The organism is Stutzerimonas sp. LR2 (genome assembly GCF_055755175.1).
Genome location: NZ_JBVTRR010000004.1, coordinates 181,435 through 196,323, shown reverse-complemented (window position 1 = coordinate 196,323; position 14,889 = coordinate 181,435). Strand labels below are relative to the sequence as shown.

Genomic DNA, 14,889 nt, shown 5'->3' with positions numbered 1-14,889 from the left:
AGGCCATGGCGGGTATCCACATCGGCATCTCCGGTTGGCGTTACGCGCCCTGGCGCGGCGACTTCTACCCCAAGGGGCTGACGCAGAAAAAGGAGCTGCGTTTCGCCTCTCGGGCGGTGAGCAGCATCGAGATCAACGGTTCGTTCTATTCACTGCAGACCCCGGAGCGCTACGCGGACTGGTACGAGGACACGCCCGAGGGCTTCGTCTTCAGCATCAAGGGGCCGCGCTACATCACCCACATCCGCCGGCTCAACGAGGTGGAAAAGCCGCTGGCCAACTTCTTCGCCTCGGGCATCTTCCAGCTCAAGGAAAAGATGGGGCCGATCCTCTGGCAGTTCCCACCCTCGTTCAAGTTCGATCCCGAGCTGTTCGAATCCTTCCTCCGCCAGCTGCCCCACGACAGCGAAGCGGCGCTGGCTATCGCCAAGGGTTGCGAACCACGCATGGAAGGTCGCAGCTACCTGGCCATCGACCGCAAGCGCCCCATGCGCCATGCGGTGGAGATCCGCCACACGAGCTTCGTCGATCCCGCCTTCGTCGACCTGCTGCGCAAGTACCGGGTCGCCCTGGTGGTGGCCGATACCGCAGGCAAATGGCCGCACCAGGAAGACCTCACCAGCGACTTCGTCTACATCCGCCTGCACGGTGCCGAGGAGCTCTACACCAGCGGCTACACCGATGCCGCACTGGATGACTGGTGTCAGCGGATCAGACGCTGGAGCGAGGGCAGCCAGCCCGACGACGCACGGCTGATCAGCGAGAAGAAACCGCGGGCCCGGCGTTCGCGGGACGTGTACTGCTATTTTGACAACGACGTGAAGGTTCGCGCGCCCTACGACGCGCGGCAACTGCTGCGCCGGCTCGGCCTGGACGAACAGCTGCAGGCCACGCCCGGTCAACTAGAAGGAGCAATGGTTTGACCCTGGACAAAGACCATCCCATCGAAAGCGCCGATCTCGATGCCCACATGGCAACGGCGGTCAATTCGATCCGCATCCTCACGGTGAACACCCACAAGGGCTTCACCGCCCTCAACCGCCGCTTCATCCTGCCGGAGCTGCGCGAAGCGGTGCGCAGCGTGTCAGCGGACGTGGTGTTCCTGCAGGAGGTGCTGGGCACTCACGAAAAGCACGCGATGCGCTTTCACAACTGGCCGAAGACGCCCCAGTACGAGTTTCTCGCCGACAGCATCTGGACCGATTTCGCCTACGGGCGCAATGCGGTCTATCCCGACGGCGACCATGGCAACGCCCTGCTCTCGAAATTTCCCATCATCCGCTACGAGAACCTCGACATCTCCATCGCCGGCCCCGAGCGTCGCGGCCTGCTGCACAGCGTGCTGCAAGTGCCGGGGCACGAGGAGTTCCATGCCATCTGCGTGCACCTAGGGCTGCGTGAGTCGCATCGCGCGCAACAGCTGGAGCTGCTCTGCAACCTGCTCGACTCGCTGCCCCAGGGTGCCCCGGTGGTGGTGGCCGGTGACTTCAACGACTGGCGGCTACGGGCTACGCACACCCTGGACCGCTGCGCCGGCCTGCACGAAGTGTTCGCCGTCGCCCACGGTCAGGTCGCCAAGACCTTCCCCGCGCGCTGGCCGATGCTGCGCCTGGACCGCATCTATGTGCGCAATGCCACCAGTCACAAGCCGCGAATACTTGGTAACAAACCTTGGACGCACTTGTCCGATCATCTGCCCCTAGCGGTGGAGATACATCTATGAGTTACCACTGGAGAGACGGGAATCGCCTTCAGTTACTGGAAAACGGCGAAGAGTTCTTTCCTCGAGTGTTCGAGGTCATCGCCCAGGCCAAGAAAGAGGTGTTGCTGGAAACCTTCATCCTGTTTCAGGACAAGGTCGGCAACGAGTTGCAGAAAGCCCTGATCGCTGCGGCAGAGAATGGCGCCAGCGTCGACGTCACGGTCGACGGCTACGGCTCGGCCGACCTGCATGGCGAGTTCGTTACGGCCATGACCCGTGTGGGCGTACGCATCCACATGTTCGACCCCGGCAAGCGTCTGCTCGGCCGCCGGCTCAACGTGTTCCGCCGTATGCACCGCAAGATCGTGGTGGTCGATGGCGAGGTTGCCTTCATCGGCGGCATCAACTTCTCTGCCGATCACCTCGGTGACTTCGGCCCTGCTGCCAAGCAGGACTACGCCCTACAGGTGGAAGGCCCGGTGGTGCGCGACATCCATCACTTCGCCCTGAGCCAGATCGCCCCGAACAAGCCGCCGCAGCACCGCTGGTGGCGACGCCGCGTGCGCCAGCAGACGCCGGGCTACGGCGGCATCAGCCGCGGCGAGGCACGCGCACTGTTCGTCGTTCGCGACAACGATCAGCACCGCAACGACATCGAAGAGCACTACCTGCAAGCGATTCGAGATGCCCGCTCCAGGTTATTGATTGCAAACGCTTATTTCTTTCCCGGATACCGCGTACTGCGGGAAATCCGCAATGCCGCGCGACGCGGTGTACGGGTGCGGCTGATCCTCCAGGGCGAGCCGGACATGCCCATCGCCAAGTTCGGCGCGCGCATGCTCTACAACTACCTGATGCGCGACGGCGTGGAAATTCACGAATACTGCCGCCGACCGTTGCACGGCAAGGTGGCGCTGGCTGACTACGAATGGTCGACGGTGGGTTCGAGCAACCTCGACCCGCTGAGCCTGTCGCTGAATCTGGAAGCCAACCTGATCATCCGCGACCACGTGTTCAATCGACACCTGCACGAGCGGCTCGATCATCTGCTGCAGACCGACTGCCGGCGCATCCCCCTTGAACGGATCATCCGCGGCTTCTGGTGGCGCGCACCGCTGGCGTTTCTGATCTTCCATTTCCTGCGGCACTTCCCTGGACTGGTGAACCTGTTCCCCGAGCACAAGCCGCGCCTGGAGCTGATCGACGCCGACGCATCGCCACTCGATACCGTGCCCGCCCCCATTCAGCGAGAACAACGATGAGCGAGACCACCCAGGGCGAGGCGAAGAGCGGCTGGCGCCGTCGCTGGCCGCTGATCAAGAAGATCCTGACGTACGTCTTCTTCGCGCTGGTTGCCGGCCTGCTGATCGGCCTGGCGCGCAACCTCGACTGGCAGGAGGTCTACAACACTTTGCGCAACTACCAGGCGAAGACCCTGTGGATGGCGGGAGCGGCGGCATTCGGCAGTTATGTCGTGTACTGCTTCTTCGATGTGCTGGGTAAACGCTATGCGCGCCACGACCTGCCGGTCCGGCAGATCCTTCCGGTGACCTTCGTCTGCTATGCCTTCAATCTCAACCTGAGCGCCTGGGTGGGCGGCATCGCCCTGCGCTTTCGCCTGTACTCGCGCCTTGGCCTGAAGCCCGCGCAGATCACGCGGGTGTTCACCATGAGCATCCTGACCAACTGGCTGGGCTACATGTGGCTGGCAGGGCTCATCTTCGCCATGGGCTGGATCGAGCCTCCGGCCAGCTGGGAGATCGGCTTCACCGCCCTGCGCGTGGTAGGCGGTGGCCTGTTGGTGGCGTGCGTGGTGTACCTGGGCCTGTGCGGCTTTTCCAGACGGCGTTCCTGGACCATCCGCGGCCACGAGATCCAGCTGCCATCGCTGCGCCTGGCGCTGATCCAGCTGGTCCTCGGGGCGGCCAACTGGTCGCTGATGGCGCTGGTGGTCTATTACATGCTGTCGCAGCAGGCGGACTATCCCGAGGTGCTGGGCATCCTGATGATCAGCAGCATCGCCGGCGTGGTCGCCCACATTCCCGCCGGGCTCGGGGTGATCGAGGCGGTGTTCGTCGCCATGCTCGCCGACGAGATGAGCAAGGGCGCCATCGTCGGCGGCCTGATCGGCTATCGGGTGATCTACTTCCTGATCCCGCTGCTGTTCGCCACACTGGTCTACGTGGTGCTCGAAGCGCGGGCAAAGAAGCTGCGCAGCAGCAACCAGGCCGGTGACCAGGAGCCGGTTTCCCAGGAAACGGGCTGAGGGACCGCGGCATCTGTGGGACGCGGTCTTGATCGCGCATCGCTGTGCAGCCCGCCGCCACGCGTTAACAAGCTGTTGAATTCACCTCTTAAAAAAACGCCGCTCAGGTTGCCCCGAGCGGCGTTCTTCATCGCTGCAGCCTTCAGACCTGCGGTCGCAATACCAGCACGCCCAGCGGCGGCAGGGTCAGCGACAGCGAAACCTTCTCGCCGTGACTCTCCACCGGCTCGGCCAGGATGCCGCCGCCGTTGCCGGTATTGGAGCCGCCGTAGCACTCGGCGTCGCTGTTGAACACCTCCAGCCACCTGGCATCCACCGGCACGCCGATGCGATAGCCCTCGCGCACCACCGGGGTGAAGTTGCCGACCACCAGCAGCGGATGGCCGGTCGAACTCTTGCGCAGCCAGGCGAATACGCTGTTGGCGCGATCGTCGCCGATCAGCCACTGGAAACCGCGCGGGTCGCTGTCCAGTTCGTGCAGCGCCGACTCCTGGCTATACAGGCGGTTAAGGTCGCGCACCAGGTTCTGCACGCCACGGTGATCAGCGTCTTCCAGCAGATGCCAATCCAGCTCGCGGTCGTGGTTCCACTCGCGCCACTGACCGAACTCGCTGCCCATGAACAGCAGCTTCTTGCCCGGGTGGGTCCACATGAATGACAGGTAGGCGCGCAGGTTGGCGAACTTCTGCCAGCGGTCGCCCGGCATCTTGTCGATCAGCGAGCCCTTGCCGTGCACCACCTCGTCATGGGAGATCGGCAGCACGAAATGCTCGGAATAGGCGTAGACCATGCCGAAGGTCAGCTTGTCGTGATGGTACTGCCGGTGGATCGGATCTTCCTGAATGTACTTGAGCGTGTCGTGCATCCAGCCCATGTTCCACTTGTAGGAAAAGCCCAGCCCACCTTCGCTGGTCGGCTTGCTGACGCCGGGAAAGGCGGTGGACTCCTCGGCGATCACCAGCGCGCCGGGGGTCTCGGTGGCCACCACATCGTTCAGGTGACGAAGGAAATCGATCGCCTCCAGGTTCTCGCGCCCGCCATGGCGGTTGGGAATCCATTCGCCGTCCTTGCGCGAATAATCCCGGTAGAGCATCGAGGCCACCGCATCCACGCGCAGCGCATCGACGTGGAACTCGCGCAGCCAATGCAACGCCGAGGCCAGCATGAAGCCGTGCACCTCGGTGCGGCCGAGGTTGTAGATGTAGGTATCCCAGTCCTGGTGGAAGCCCTCGAACGGGTGGGCGTACTCGTACAGCGCAGTGCCATCGAACTCGCCTAGGCCATGAGCGTCGGTGGGGAAATGCGCCGGCACCCAGTCGAGGATCACGCCGATACCGGCGTTGTGGCAGGCGTCGACGAACTCGGCGAAGTCGTGGGCGTTACCGTAGCGCGCGCTGGGGGCGAACTGCGAAAGCAGCTGGTAACCCCAGGAGCCGCCGAACGGGTGCTCCATGATCGGCATCAGCTCGATATGGGTGAAGCCCATGTCCACCACGTAAGGGATCAGCCGCTCGGCCAGCTCGTGCCAGTTGTACATTCGCCCGTCGTCGCCACCTTCGCGGCGCCACGATCCGGCATGCAGCTCGTAGATGCTCATCGGCGCCTCGAGTGACTGGCGCGCGGACCGCTGTTGCAGCCAGGCCTGGTCCTTCCACTGATAATCCAGTGGCCGGGCGATGACCGATGCGGTTCCCGGCGGATGCTCGGTGGCGAGTGCGACGGGATCAGCCTTCAGCGGCAGGATGCCGTTGGGGCCGAGAATCTCGTACTTGTAGGTATCGCCGGGCTGCAGGCGCGGAATAAACAGCTCCCATACGCCGGACGGAAAGCGCAGCCGCATCGGGTGTCGGCGTCCGTCCCAGCCATTGAAGCTGCCGACTACCGAGACGCGCCGCGCATTGGGTGCCCATACGGCGAAACGCACACCCTGCACTCCGTCGACCTCGATCACTTGGGAACCGAACACCCGGCCGATCTGCCGATGGTTGCCCTCGGAGAACAGATGCATGTCCAGCTCGCCCAGCTGCGGACCGAAGCTGTACGGGTCTTCGGTGATCTGCTCACCACCGGCCCAGCGGATGCGCAGCAGGTAGGGTTGCTGGTGAGTCAGACGGGCGACGAAGAAGCCGGGCACCTGGCCCTGCTCCATCACCGTCAGCAATTGCTGGTTGCGGTCCAGCACTTCCGCGCCCAATGCGTTGGGCAGGTAGGCGCGCACCACCATTGCTTCGCCATCGGGGTGCGGCCCAAGAATGGAGAACGGGTTGCCATGCTCGGCTCGCACCAGAGCATCTACATCGGCGTCACTAGGCATCAGGGTTTCCCCTGGCATGGTCAGGGCCGGGCGATCAGTCATTGGAATCTCCATCGAAAAGCTGTTGTGCCAGGGCCATCAGCCCCTGTAGCGGGACGGGCAACCAGGTCGGACGGTTCTCCGCTTCGTAAACGATCTCGTACGCGCATTTCTCCAGGCTGAACAGCAGCAGTGCAGCATTCGCGCCATCCTGCTCCTGCCAGGCATGTGGCAGCTCCCGGGTGGCATCGCGGTACGCATCGAGGAAGGCTTGTTGTGCGCTGCGCTGGTAGCTCGCGGCAATGCGCTGGCGAGCCTGGTCGGCCTCCGGCGTGCTGTCGCTGACCTGTGCACCACGAATGGTCATGGCTGCGGCGTACTCGAACGAGCGCAGCAAGCCTGAGACATCCTTGAACGGGCTGTGTTTCGCCCGTCGTTCGTCCAGCGAACGGGCCGGCTCGCCCTCGAAGTCGATGAAGTACGCATCGCCCTGCACCACCAGAACCTGCCCGAGGTGCAGGTCGCCATGCACGCGGGTGCGCACGCCCCCCACCGTTCTAGCGGCCAGACGTTTCACTTGTGCGAGCAGCTGATCGCGGCGCTGGAGCAGCTGCCCCACCGCGGCGGCATCCCTGCGCTCGAGAGTGGAACGGTGTTCGTCGATCCGCTGCAGTGCCTGCTCGAGCTGGGCGCTGATGCTCTGCGCCCACTGCTCGACGTTCGCCGGGCTGGTGATTTCGTAGGCAAATGCGGCATCGTCGGTGTCCGCTGCCAGGGCCATGTGCATCTCGCCCAGACGCTGCCCGAGCAGCCGGTTAAAGGCCTGCAACTCGTCGAGGGCACTGAACTGGTTCTCGTGCATCGATACACCGCCGGCGATTTCGTCGCGTACGGCGCGGTCGAGGTTGTTCAGCGACCAGACCCAGGCGTCACCCTGGCTGTCGAGGAAGTGCTGGATCACCATCAGCGCCACCGGCTCGCCCTGCTTGTTGATCCGGCTGACCTGCCCGAGCATGCCGGAAATATGGGCGAAACCGCGCGCGGTGAGGAACCCGCCCATTTCCAGTTCAGGGTGAATCCCCGCTGCCACGCGACGGAGCAGCTTGATCATCACCTTGTTGTCGATGATCGCCGAACTGTTGGACTGCTCTGCCGAAATGAATCGTACCTCGGGCTGCTCCGGCAACTGCAGATCGTCCAGTTGCGGCATCGGCACGAAGCGGATTTCACCGTCGCTGCACGGCAACACCCGCTCGTCGCGCAGTCCCTGGATCACAGCGGCGCTGAACTGCTCGAGGGCGAAGGCATCGGTCATCAACCCCACCTGCGGGCCGCGGCGTACTCGGGCCAATGCCAGCTGCTGGGGCAGCGCGGTGCCGAAATCAGACTCGTCGAGGAAGCCCAGCGGCAACTGGTAGAGGTCGCTGCGCCCGGCCGATTCCACGCAGAGTTCGCTGAGCAGCACCGGCCGGTTCGGGTCGCCGAAGGGTATGCAGTAGCTGATGCGGATCGAGTCGATTGCCACATCCTTGGCCGCGAACCAGCGCCGCTTCGGCAGATAGGCCGGCAGCGACTCGGCTTCCAGCGTGCGTCGATTGGCGGCGGTCAGGGTGTCGAGGCGCTTGAGTACCAGGGTCTGGAAGTCCGGCATGGTCTCCACCGGCTCCTGATGCCAGCTGGGCATCTGGTTGGTGGGCGCCAGCTGGAACCAGTAGAACCCGTAGGGCGGCAGCGTCAGCAGGTAGGGCAGCTGGCCGATGGGTGGAAAGGCGCTGCCGCCGACCATCTCCACCGGGACCATGCCGGCGTACTGCGACATTTCCAGTTCCGCCGCCTGGGCCGAACGCGAGACATTGGCCACGCAGAAGATGATCTCGGTCTGGCCATCCGGCCCGGTGAATTCGCGCAGATAGGCCAGGATGCGCCGGTTGCTCGGCGCCAGCATCTTCAGCGTGCCGCGGCCGAAGGCCTTGAACTGCTTGCGGATGGTGAGCATCCGCCGTGTCCAGTTCAGCAGCGAATGCGGGTCGCGCTGCTGCGCCTCCACGTTGATGGTGTAGTAGCCGTAGAGCGGGTCCATCACCGGCGGCAGCACCAGGTTCGGCGGGTCGGCGCGGGAGAAACCGCCGTTGCGGTCCACCGACCACTGCATGGGCGTGCGCACACCGTCGCGATCGCCGAGGAAGATGTTGTCGCCCATGCCGATCTCGTCACCGTAGTAGATTACCGGCGTGCCCGGCATGGAGAGCAGCAGGCTGTTGAGCAGTTCGATGCGGCGACGGTCGCGCTCCAGCAGCGGGGCCAGACGCCGACGGATGCCGAGGTTGATGCGTGCCCGCTTGTCCGAGGCGTAGTAGTTCCACAGATAGTCACGCTCGCGATCGGTGACCATTTCCAGAGTCAGCTCATCGTGGTTGCGCAGGAAGATCGCCCACTGACAGTTGTCCGGGATGTCCGGCGTCTGCCGCAGGATGTCGGTGATCGGAAAGCGGTCTTCCTGGGCGATGGCCATGTACATGCGCGGCATCAGCGGGAAGTGGAACGCCATGTGGCATTCGTCGCCAGGGCCGCCGTCTTCGCCGCCGAAATACAGCTGGGTATCCTCCGGCCACTGGTTGGCCTCGGCCAGCAACATGCGATCGGGATAGTTGGCGTCGATCTCGGCGCGGATGGCCTTGAGCACCGCGTGGGTCTCGGGCAGGTTTTCGTTGTTGGTGCCGTCACGCTCGACCAGGTAGGGAATCGCGTCCAGGCGCAGACCGTCGATGCCCATGTCCAGCCAGAAGCGCATGACGGCCAGTACCGCCTTCATCACCTGCGGGTTGTCGAAGTTCAGATCCGGCTGGTGGGAATAGAAGCGGTGCCAGAAGTACTGCTTGGCCACCGGGTCCCAGGTCCAGTTGGACTTCTCGGTGTCGAGAAAGATGATCCGCGTGCCCTGGTATTTGTCGTCGGTGTCGGACCAGACGTAGAAATTGCGCGCCGCCGAGCCCTTCTTCGCCTTGCGCGCCCGCTGAAACCAGGGGTGCTGGTCCGATGTGTGGTTGATGACCAGCTCGGTGATCACCCGCAGCCCGCGCTTGTGCGCTTCGGCAATGAAGCGCCGTGCATCGGCCATGTTGCCGTACTCGGGATGCACGCCGCGGTAATCGGCAATGTCGTAGCCATCGTCACGCCGCGGCGAGGGATAGAACGGCAGCAGCCAGATGGTGTTCACGCCCAGGTCGGCGATGTAATCCAGCTTCTCGATCAGCCCGACGAAGTCACCAACGCCGTCATTGTTGGAGTCGTAGAAGGATTTCAGGTGCACCTGGTACACCACCGCGTCCTTGTACCAGAGCGGATCCTTGATGAATGCGGCCGGTTTGCGCGGTTTTGCCATGTTGTTCATTCCTGTCGCAATGAAGGGCCGCGGTCGTTCGCAGCCCGGGCAACGACGAAACTGCAGCTGGAACCAACATCAACAAATCAATGCAACATGCTGATTTTCTACAGATTCCAGCCACATCCGAGAAACTACTTGAGGTCGGGGTCCGGTCGCTGGGCAGTCAGGCGCCAGATTCCGAATGGCAGATGCCACGGTTCGATACGCATCCACTGGGTCTTGCCGTACCAGGTCCAGCGATGCCCGTTCATCAGGTCTTCGCCCTGTGTATGCGCGTCGTCCGGCAGGCCGAGCTCCCACAACGGCAGTTCGAAATGCGCTTCCTGCGCGTTGTGCGGATCGAGGCTGATGGCCACCAGGATGAAGTTGGACAGGTCCGGCGAGCGCTTGCCGAAGTAGAGGATGTTGTCGTTCCACGCCAGGTAGGGTTTGAAACCCAGGTGCGTCTGCAGCGCCGGGTTCTGCCGGCGGATACGGTTGAGCTGGGCGATCTCGGCCACGATGTTGCCCGGCGCCTGATAGTTGCGCGGCCGGATCTGATACTTCTCCGAATCCAGGTACTCCTCCTTCCCCGGAATCGCCGCCGACTCGCACAGCTCGAAGCCCGAGTACATGCCCCACAGCCCCGAGCCCATGGTTGCCAGTGCCGCGCGGATCAGAAAACCGGCGCGACCGGAGTCCTGCAGGAAGAACGGGTTGATGTCCGGTGTATTGACGAAGAAGTTCGGCCGGTAGCAGTCGCGCAGCGGCGGCTCGTTCAGCTCGCTGAAGTACTCGGAAAGCTCCGCTTTGGTATTGCGCCAGGTGAAATAGGTATAGCTCTGGCTGAAGCCGACCTTGCCGAGGCGCGCCATCATGCCCGGGCGGGTGAAGGCCTCGGAGAGGAACATCACGTCGCGGTCGCGCTCGCGTATATCGGCGATCAGCCACTCCCAGAACGGCAACGGCTTGGTGTGTGGGTTGTCGACGCGAAAGATCTTCACGCCCTGCTCCACCCAGTGCCAGACCACGTCACGTAGCGCGATCCAGAGGTCGGGCATGGCGTCCTCGGCGTAGAAGTCGACGTTGACGATGTCCTGGTATTTCTTCGGTGGGTTCTCGGCGTACTTGATGGTGCCGTCCGGGCGCCAGGAGAACCAGCCCGGATGCTCCTTGAGCCAGGGGTGGTCCTGGGAGCACTGGATGGCGAAGTCCAGAGCGATCTCCAGGCCATGCTCGCGGGCCGCAGCCACCAGTTCGCGGAAATCGCTCAGCGCGCCCAGCTGCGGGTGAATGGCGTCGTGACCACCCTCTTCGCTGCCGATGGCATAGGGGCTGCCCGGGTCGTTCGGGCCGGCTTGCAGGCTGTTGTTCGGACCCTTGCGGTGCTGGCGCCCGATGGGGTGGATCGGCGGGAAATACAGCACGTCGAAGCCCATGTCGCGGATCGCTGGCAGACGCTTGTGCACGTCGCGGAAGGTGCCGTGTCGATTGGGGTCATCGGTCTCCGAGCGCGGGAACAGTTCGTACCAGCTGGCGAACTGGGCCAGCGGACGTTCGACATCCAGCGGATAGACCGGGCTGCGACTGCAGTGCTCGCGCGGGTCGGCCGCGGCCATGGCTGCAGCGGTTTCCGCCGCCAGCAACAGCGACACGCGTTCGTCTTCCAGGTGCGCCGAGCCCAGCCGGTGCAGCAGGTCGTCGAGGATCGCGCGGTTCTCGCCCTGGGCGCGCGCTACGGCCTTCTCCAGCAGCAGCCGGCCCTCTTCCAGCTCCAGCTGAACCGGCACGCCGGCGGTGTGCTTCTTCGACAGCTCGTAGCGATAGCTTTCGAACACGTCCCACCAGGCCTCGATGACGAACTCGTGTTCGGCCACCTGGGTCGGGGTGAACTGGCCTTGCCAGTTGTCGTTGCCGAGCAGCTTCAATCGCGCGCGGCGCCAGTTGCTCTCGCCTTTCTCGCGCCAACAGACGGCGGCGGCCAGCTGGTCGTGCCCATCGGCGAAGATCCGGCTGGTCACCATCACCGGCTGGCCGATGATCGCCTTGGCGGCGAAGCGACCGTCATCCACCACCGGCAAGGTGGATTCGATGGCGATGCGCGGCATCTGCAAGGCTTGTTCGAGTCGAGGGTGAATCGTCGCGTTGGGCTGTGCATCGCTCATCGAACGGGCTCCTGAGGCGCAAGGGTTCGGATTGCCCGAGCCGCCTCTGGATGCGTCATCGTGCGGTTCGGGTGCCGACCCGCGGATGGCGGTTTTTGTCGGCTCTATCTTCCGAGCCGAGGGGCTGGGGAAAGTTCAGCGTTTTCCGGCCGCCAGGCAGCCCGTCCGGCGGCCGGTCGACCGGCCCGCAGGAGCGATTGCAGCCGGCTGTCGCCGGGCGCTGGAGAGCCGACGTCTGGCCGGAACCGCTGCCCTGTGGCGCCCCTCAATGAAGAACGTTCAGCACAGTCGCAAACCCCAGAAAAGGAGGAGGACGACCATGACGCATGCACGCCCCGATGTGCCACAGCCCGACCCGATCGTGCACGACCAGCCGGGCGACGTGCCGCAGGTACCCTGTGCCGACGAGCTGGACGAGCACAAACCCGGCTCCCCCTATGGCAACCAGACGGTGGTGGATGCCGATAGCGCGCAGCCGGCCTGAGTGCTACTCGCCAAAGACCAGCAGGGGGTTGTAGCCGCTTCTGGCATAGACGCCCTCGTCGGCCAGCATCAGGTCCAGCGGCAGGCTGGCAAGATCGTCGGCGACCGGGTCAGCGCGGCCCTGCAGTTGCCGCAGCACGATCTTCAGGTAGCTTTCGCAGGCGCCGCAGGCTTCCGCCTGTACCGGCAAGAATGGCTCGCCCTGCTCATCGTCCAGCCCCAGATAGAGCAGCTGCCCACCCGTCTCGCAGTTGCTGCACTTGACCCGCTCCAGGTGCCATTCCGTTGCACACAGCGCGCAGTGCAGGAAGCGCACGCCGCTGCGATACGGTTCGTTGTGCACCACGCTCGCTACGGGCGGCGAGCCACAGCACGGGCACAAGGCCCGCGCCTCGGCCAGCGGTTGCGCTGGCGGACGTGGCAAGGCCGCCGCCAGGCGCACCCAGGCCACCTGCAGCGCGGCTGCCACCAGCGGCATCAGCCCGCGGATATCGGCGCTGCCGGCGCGCTGTTCCAGTACATCCTCGGCGATCGCCTGCAGTGCATCGGCATTCGCGTCACGCAGGGCTTGCAGCAGCGGTCTCTGCCGCTCACCGACGTGCAGCGCCAGCGCATCGAGGATCGAGCGCAGATCACCCTGCCAGTCCAGATCGCGGCGCAACGCACGAAAGCCCAGCGGCGGCATGCGATGCTCCAAAGCCTGATCGAAGGCATCCGGCGCCGGACGCCAGGACGGTTCGCGCCCACTCAGGACCTGATGCTGGGCCTGCGCCAGGCGCGCCATGAAGTCGAGAAACTCGTCCAGCGCCGGCACCATGACCATCAGCTCGCGCAGGCGCAGCGCACGGCGGCTGAACAACTGGTCGTCCGGCAGGACTACCTGCGGCGGTTCCATGATGGTGGTGGGTGCGCTGCCGAATTCGTGGCTCGCGGGGCCGCGTTTTCCTTTCATGCTCGATTCCCTTGTTGGTCAGTCATGTTCGGGGTCTGGACGCCGCGGCATCGCCGGGCTCGCGATGGGGCAAGGCCGTCTCGTCGCCACGTTTCTCGCCGGCCATGACCTCGTCGTACCAGAGCTTGTGGTGATGCCGGGCCCAGGCCGGGCTGACCCGGCCCTGGGTCATCGCGCGGATCGAGCCCTTGACCCAGATGGCCGAGTAGACGTGGATGATCAGCGTGAGGATGGCGACGAAGGCCGTCAGCGCGTGGATCAATGCCGCCCAGCGCAGCGCCCAGATCGGCATTTCACTGGCCACCCAGGGCCGCCAGAGCACCACACCGGTTACCAGCAGCACTGGTACCGTGGCCAGGAACACCCAGTACACCAGCTTTTGCCCGGCGTTGTTCTGCCCCACCGGCGGAAGGCGCTCGTCCCGGTTGGACAACACGTCGCCGATCTGCCGCGCCCATTGCACGTCGTAGCGGCGGAACAGATTGGCGCGAAAGAAACGCACCGCCTGGATCAGGAAGAACAGCGTCATGAACACACCGATGTACGGGTGCACGATGCGCGTCGGCTCCGGCCCGCCGAACAGCGCGGTTAGGCCGAAGAACGCCGGGTAGAACAGCGCCAGTCCGCTCAGGGTGAGCAGCACGAAACAGATCGCGACGATCCAGTGATTGGCCCGCGCCCAGGGGCCATAGCGCAGGATGCCCTTGCGTACGTTGGAATGACTCATGGCCGCCGCTCCTCGTCACGCAGATCCTGTTCACGGTCCGCCGCGGCGTTTTCCGCCTCGGGGTCGTCCTCCGGTTCTTCCTTCGGTCCCTTGGTCATGTAGTGGAAGAAGCCGGCCAGCACCGAGACGCCCAGTACCGCGGACATGATCGGCTTGGTCACGCCCTTCCACAGCTCCACCGTCGGGCTGATATGCGGGTCCTTCGGCAGGCCGCTGTAGATCTCCGGCTTGTCGGCATGCTGCAGCACGTAGACCACATGGGTGCCGCCGACGCCGGCCGGGTCGTAGATGCCGGCGTTCTCGAAGCCACGCTCCTTGAGCTTCTCGACCCGATGCGCGCCGTAGTCAAGCATCTGCTCCTTGGTGCCGAACTGGATCGAGCCGGTCGGGCAGCTCTTCACGCAGGCCGGCTCCAGACCGTGATAGACGCGGTCGGAGCAGAGCGTGCACTTGTAGGCCTTGTTGTCCTTCTTCGAGATGCGCGGGATGTTGAAGGGGCACCCGGCCACGCAATAGCCGCAGCCGATGCAGTGCTCGGAATTGAAGTCGACGATGCCGTTGGCGTACTGCACGATGGCACCGGGCGACGGGCAGGCCTTCAGGCAGCCCGGGTCCGCGCAGTGCATGCAGTTGTCCTTGCGGATCAGCCACTCCAGGTCGCCTTCCTCGTTCTCGTACTCGGAAAAGCGCATGACCTCGAACGACGACGGGGTCAGGTCCTGCGGGGCATTGTAGGTGCCGTCGCATTCGCCGACCTCGTCGCGTAGGTCGTTCCATTCCATGCACGCCACCTGGCAGGCCTTGCAGCCGATGCACACCGACACGTCGATCAGCTTGGTCACCTTCTCCACGCCGCCGGAGCGGATCTGCGGCGAAGGCTCGGTGGTCGCCGAACGCGCGATGATGTTCTGCAGGTTGATCTGGTCACCTCGCATCA

Annotated in this window: 11 protein-coding genes; 5 read left to right on the top strand and 6 right to left on the bottom strand. The window is 64.3% G+C overall.

What is annotated here, in order from left to right:
- The first annotated feature begins 5 nt into the window (after nucleotides 1-5).
- The 4 genes from ACVRRC_RS15325 to ACVRRC_RS15310 are packed head-to-tail and all read left to right on the top strand — an operon-like array spanning nucleotide 6 to nucleotide 3,968.
- The gene (locus tag ACVRRC_RS15325; protein ID WP_011913280.1) at nucleotides 6-923 is read left to right on the top strand and encodes a DUF72 domain-containing protein; all 918 of its coding nucleotides are present in this window, start codon (nucleotides 6-8) and stop codon (nucleotides 921-923) included.
- Complete coding sequence (locus ACVRRC_RS15320; RefSeq protein ID WP_011913281.1) at nucleotides 920-1,723, top strand: endonuclease/exonuclease/phosphatase family protein; 804 nt, start codon at nucleotides 920-922, stop codon at nucleotides 1,721-1,723. The genes ACVRRC_RS15325 and ACVRRC_RS15320 overlap by 4 nt, the downstream gene beginning before the upstream one ends.
- A complete protein-coding gene (clsB, locus tag ACVRRC_RS15315) occupies nucleotides 1,720-2,964 on the top strand; it encodes a cardiolipin synthase ClsB (RefSeq protein ID WP_011913282.1) in 1,245 nt (414 codons plus the stop codon). Before ACVRRC_RS15320 ends, clsB begins: the two co-directional genes overlap by 4 nt.
- Entirely contained in the window at nucleotides 2,961-3,968 is a 1,008-nt protein-coding gene (locus ACVRRC_RS15310; protein WP_013982824.1) for a lysylphosphatidylglycerol synthase domain-containing protein, read from the top strand. Before clsB ends, ACVRRC_RS15310 begins: the two co-directional genes overlap by 4 nt.
- A gap of 142 nt (nucleotides 3,969-4,110) precedes the next feature.
- Here ACVRRC_RS15310 and glgB read toward each other — a convergent pair whose 3' ends face one another.
- The 3 genes from glgB to ACVRRC_RS15295 all read right to left on the bottom strand — a co-directional run bounded on the left by glgB (nucleotide 4,111) and on the right by ACVRRC_RS15295 (nucleotide 11,790).
- Nucleotides 4,111-6,324 carry a 1,4-alpha-glucan branching protein GlgB gene (glgB, locus tag ACVRRC_RS15305; RefSeq protein ID WP_014596729.1) on the bottom strand — a complete coding sequence of 738 codons (2,214 nt, stop codon included), beginning with the start codon at nucleotides 6,322-6,324 and terminating at the stop codon, nucleotides 4,111-4,113.
- On the bottom strand, nucleotides 6,317-9,643 hold the full coding sequence (gene treS / locus ACVRRC_RS15300) for a maltose alpha-D-glucosyltransferase (protein WP_472997187.1): 3,327 nt from the start codon (nucleotides 9,641-9,643) through the stop codon (nucleotides 6,317-6,319). Before treS ends, glgB begins: the two co-directional genes overlap by 8 nt.
- Nucleotides 9,644-9,777: 134 nt before the next feature.
- A complete protein-coding gene (locus tag ACVRRC_RS15295) occupies nucleotides 9,778-11,790 on the bottom strand; it encodes an alpha-1,4-glucan--maltose-1-phosphate maltosyltransferase (RefSeq protein ID WP_472997186.1) in 2,013 nt (670 codons plus the stop codon).
- 319 nt (nucleotides 11,791-12,109) lie between these two features.
- Between ACVRRC_RS15295 and ACVRRC_RS15290 the strand changes: the two genes are divergently transcribed.
- On the top strand, nucleotides 12,110-12,274 hold the full coding sequence (locus ACVRRC_RS15290) for a hypothetical protein (RefSeq protein WP_013982827.1): 165 nt from the start codon (nucleotides 12,110-12,112) through the stop codon (nucleotides 12,272-12,274).
- A gap of 3 nt (nucleotides 12,275-12,277) precedes the next feature.
- Here ACVRRC_RS15290 and fdhE read toward each other — a convergent pair whose 3' ends face one another.
- The 3 genes from fdhE to fdxH are packed head-to-tail and all read right to left on the bottom strand — an operon-like array spanning nucleotide 12,278 to nucleotide 14,887.
- On the bottom strand, nucleotides 12,278-13,225 hold the full coding sequence (gene fdhE / locus ACVRRC_RS15285; RefSeq protein ID WP_011913288.1) for a formate dehydrogenase accessory protein FdhE: 948 nt from the start codon (nucleotides 13,223-13,225) through the stop codon (nucleotides 12,278-12,280).
- A gap of 22 nt (nucleotides 13,226-13,247) precedes the next feature.
- A complete protein-coding gene (locus ACVRRC_RS15280) occupies nucleotides 13,248-13,952 on the bottom strand; it encodes a formate dehydrogenase subunit gamma (protein WP_011913289.1) in 705 nt (234 codons plus the stop codon).
- Nucleotides 13,949-14,887, bottom strand: coding sequence for a formate dehydrogenase subunit beta (gene fdxH, locus ACVRRC_RS15275; protein WP_011913290.1), 939 nt, complete (start codon nucleotides 14,885-14,887; stop codon nucleotides 13,949-13,951). Before fdxH ends, ACVRRC_RS15280 begins: the two co-directional genes overlap by 4 nt.
- Nucleotides 14,888-14,889: the final 2 nt, after the last annotated feature.

Excerpts from the sequence above, each read along its gene's own strand:
- ACVRRC_RS15310 (WP_013982824.1), top strand. The coding sequence starts at position 2,961 with ATGAGCGAGACCACCCAGGGCGAGGCGAAGAGCGGCTGGCGCCGTCGC.
- ACVRRC_RS15295 (WP_472997186.1), bottom strand. The coding sequence starts at position 11,790 with ATGAGCGATGCACAGCCCAACGCGACGATTCACCCTCGACTCGAACAA.
- fdxH (WP_011913290.1), bottom strand. The coding sequence starts at position 14,887 with ATGCGAGGTGACCAGATCAACCTGCAGAACATCATCGCGCGTTCGGCG.
- glgB (WP_014596729.1), bottom strand. The coding sequence starts at position 6,324 with ATGACTGATCGCCCGGCCCTGACCATGCCAGGGGAAACCCTGATGCCT.
- clsB (WP_011913282.1), top strand. The coding sequence starts at position 1,720 with ATGAGTTACCACTGGAGAGACGGGAATCGCCTTCAGTTACTGGAAAAC.
- treS (WP_472997187.1), bottom strand. The coding sequence starts at position 9,643 with ATGGCAAAACCGCGCAAACCGGCCGCATTCATCAAGGATCCGCTCTGG.
- ACVRRC_RS15290 (WP_013982827.1), top strand. The coding sequence starts at position 12,110 with ATGACGCATGCACGCCCCGATGTGCCACAGCCCGACCCGATCGTGCAC.
- fdhE (WP_011913288.1), bottom strand. The coding sequence starts at position 13,225 with ATGAAAGGAAAACGCGGCCCCGCGAGCCACGAATTCGGCAGCGCACCC.
- ACVRRC_RS15325 (WP_011913280.1), top strand. The coding sequence starts at position 6 with ATGGCGGGTATCCACATCGGCATCTCCGGTTGGCGTTACGCGCCCTGG.
- ACVRRC_RS15280 (WP_011913289.1), bottom strand. The coding sequence starts at position 13,952 with ATGAGTCATTCCAACGTACGCAAGGGCATCCTGCGCTATGGCCCCTGG.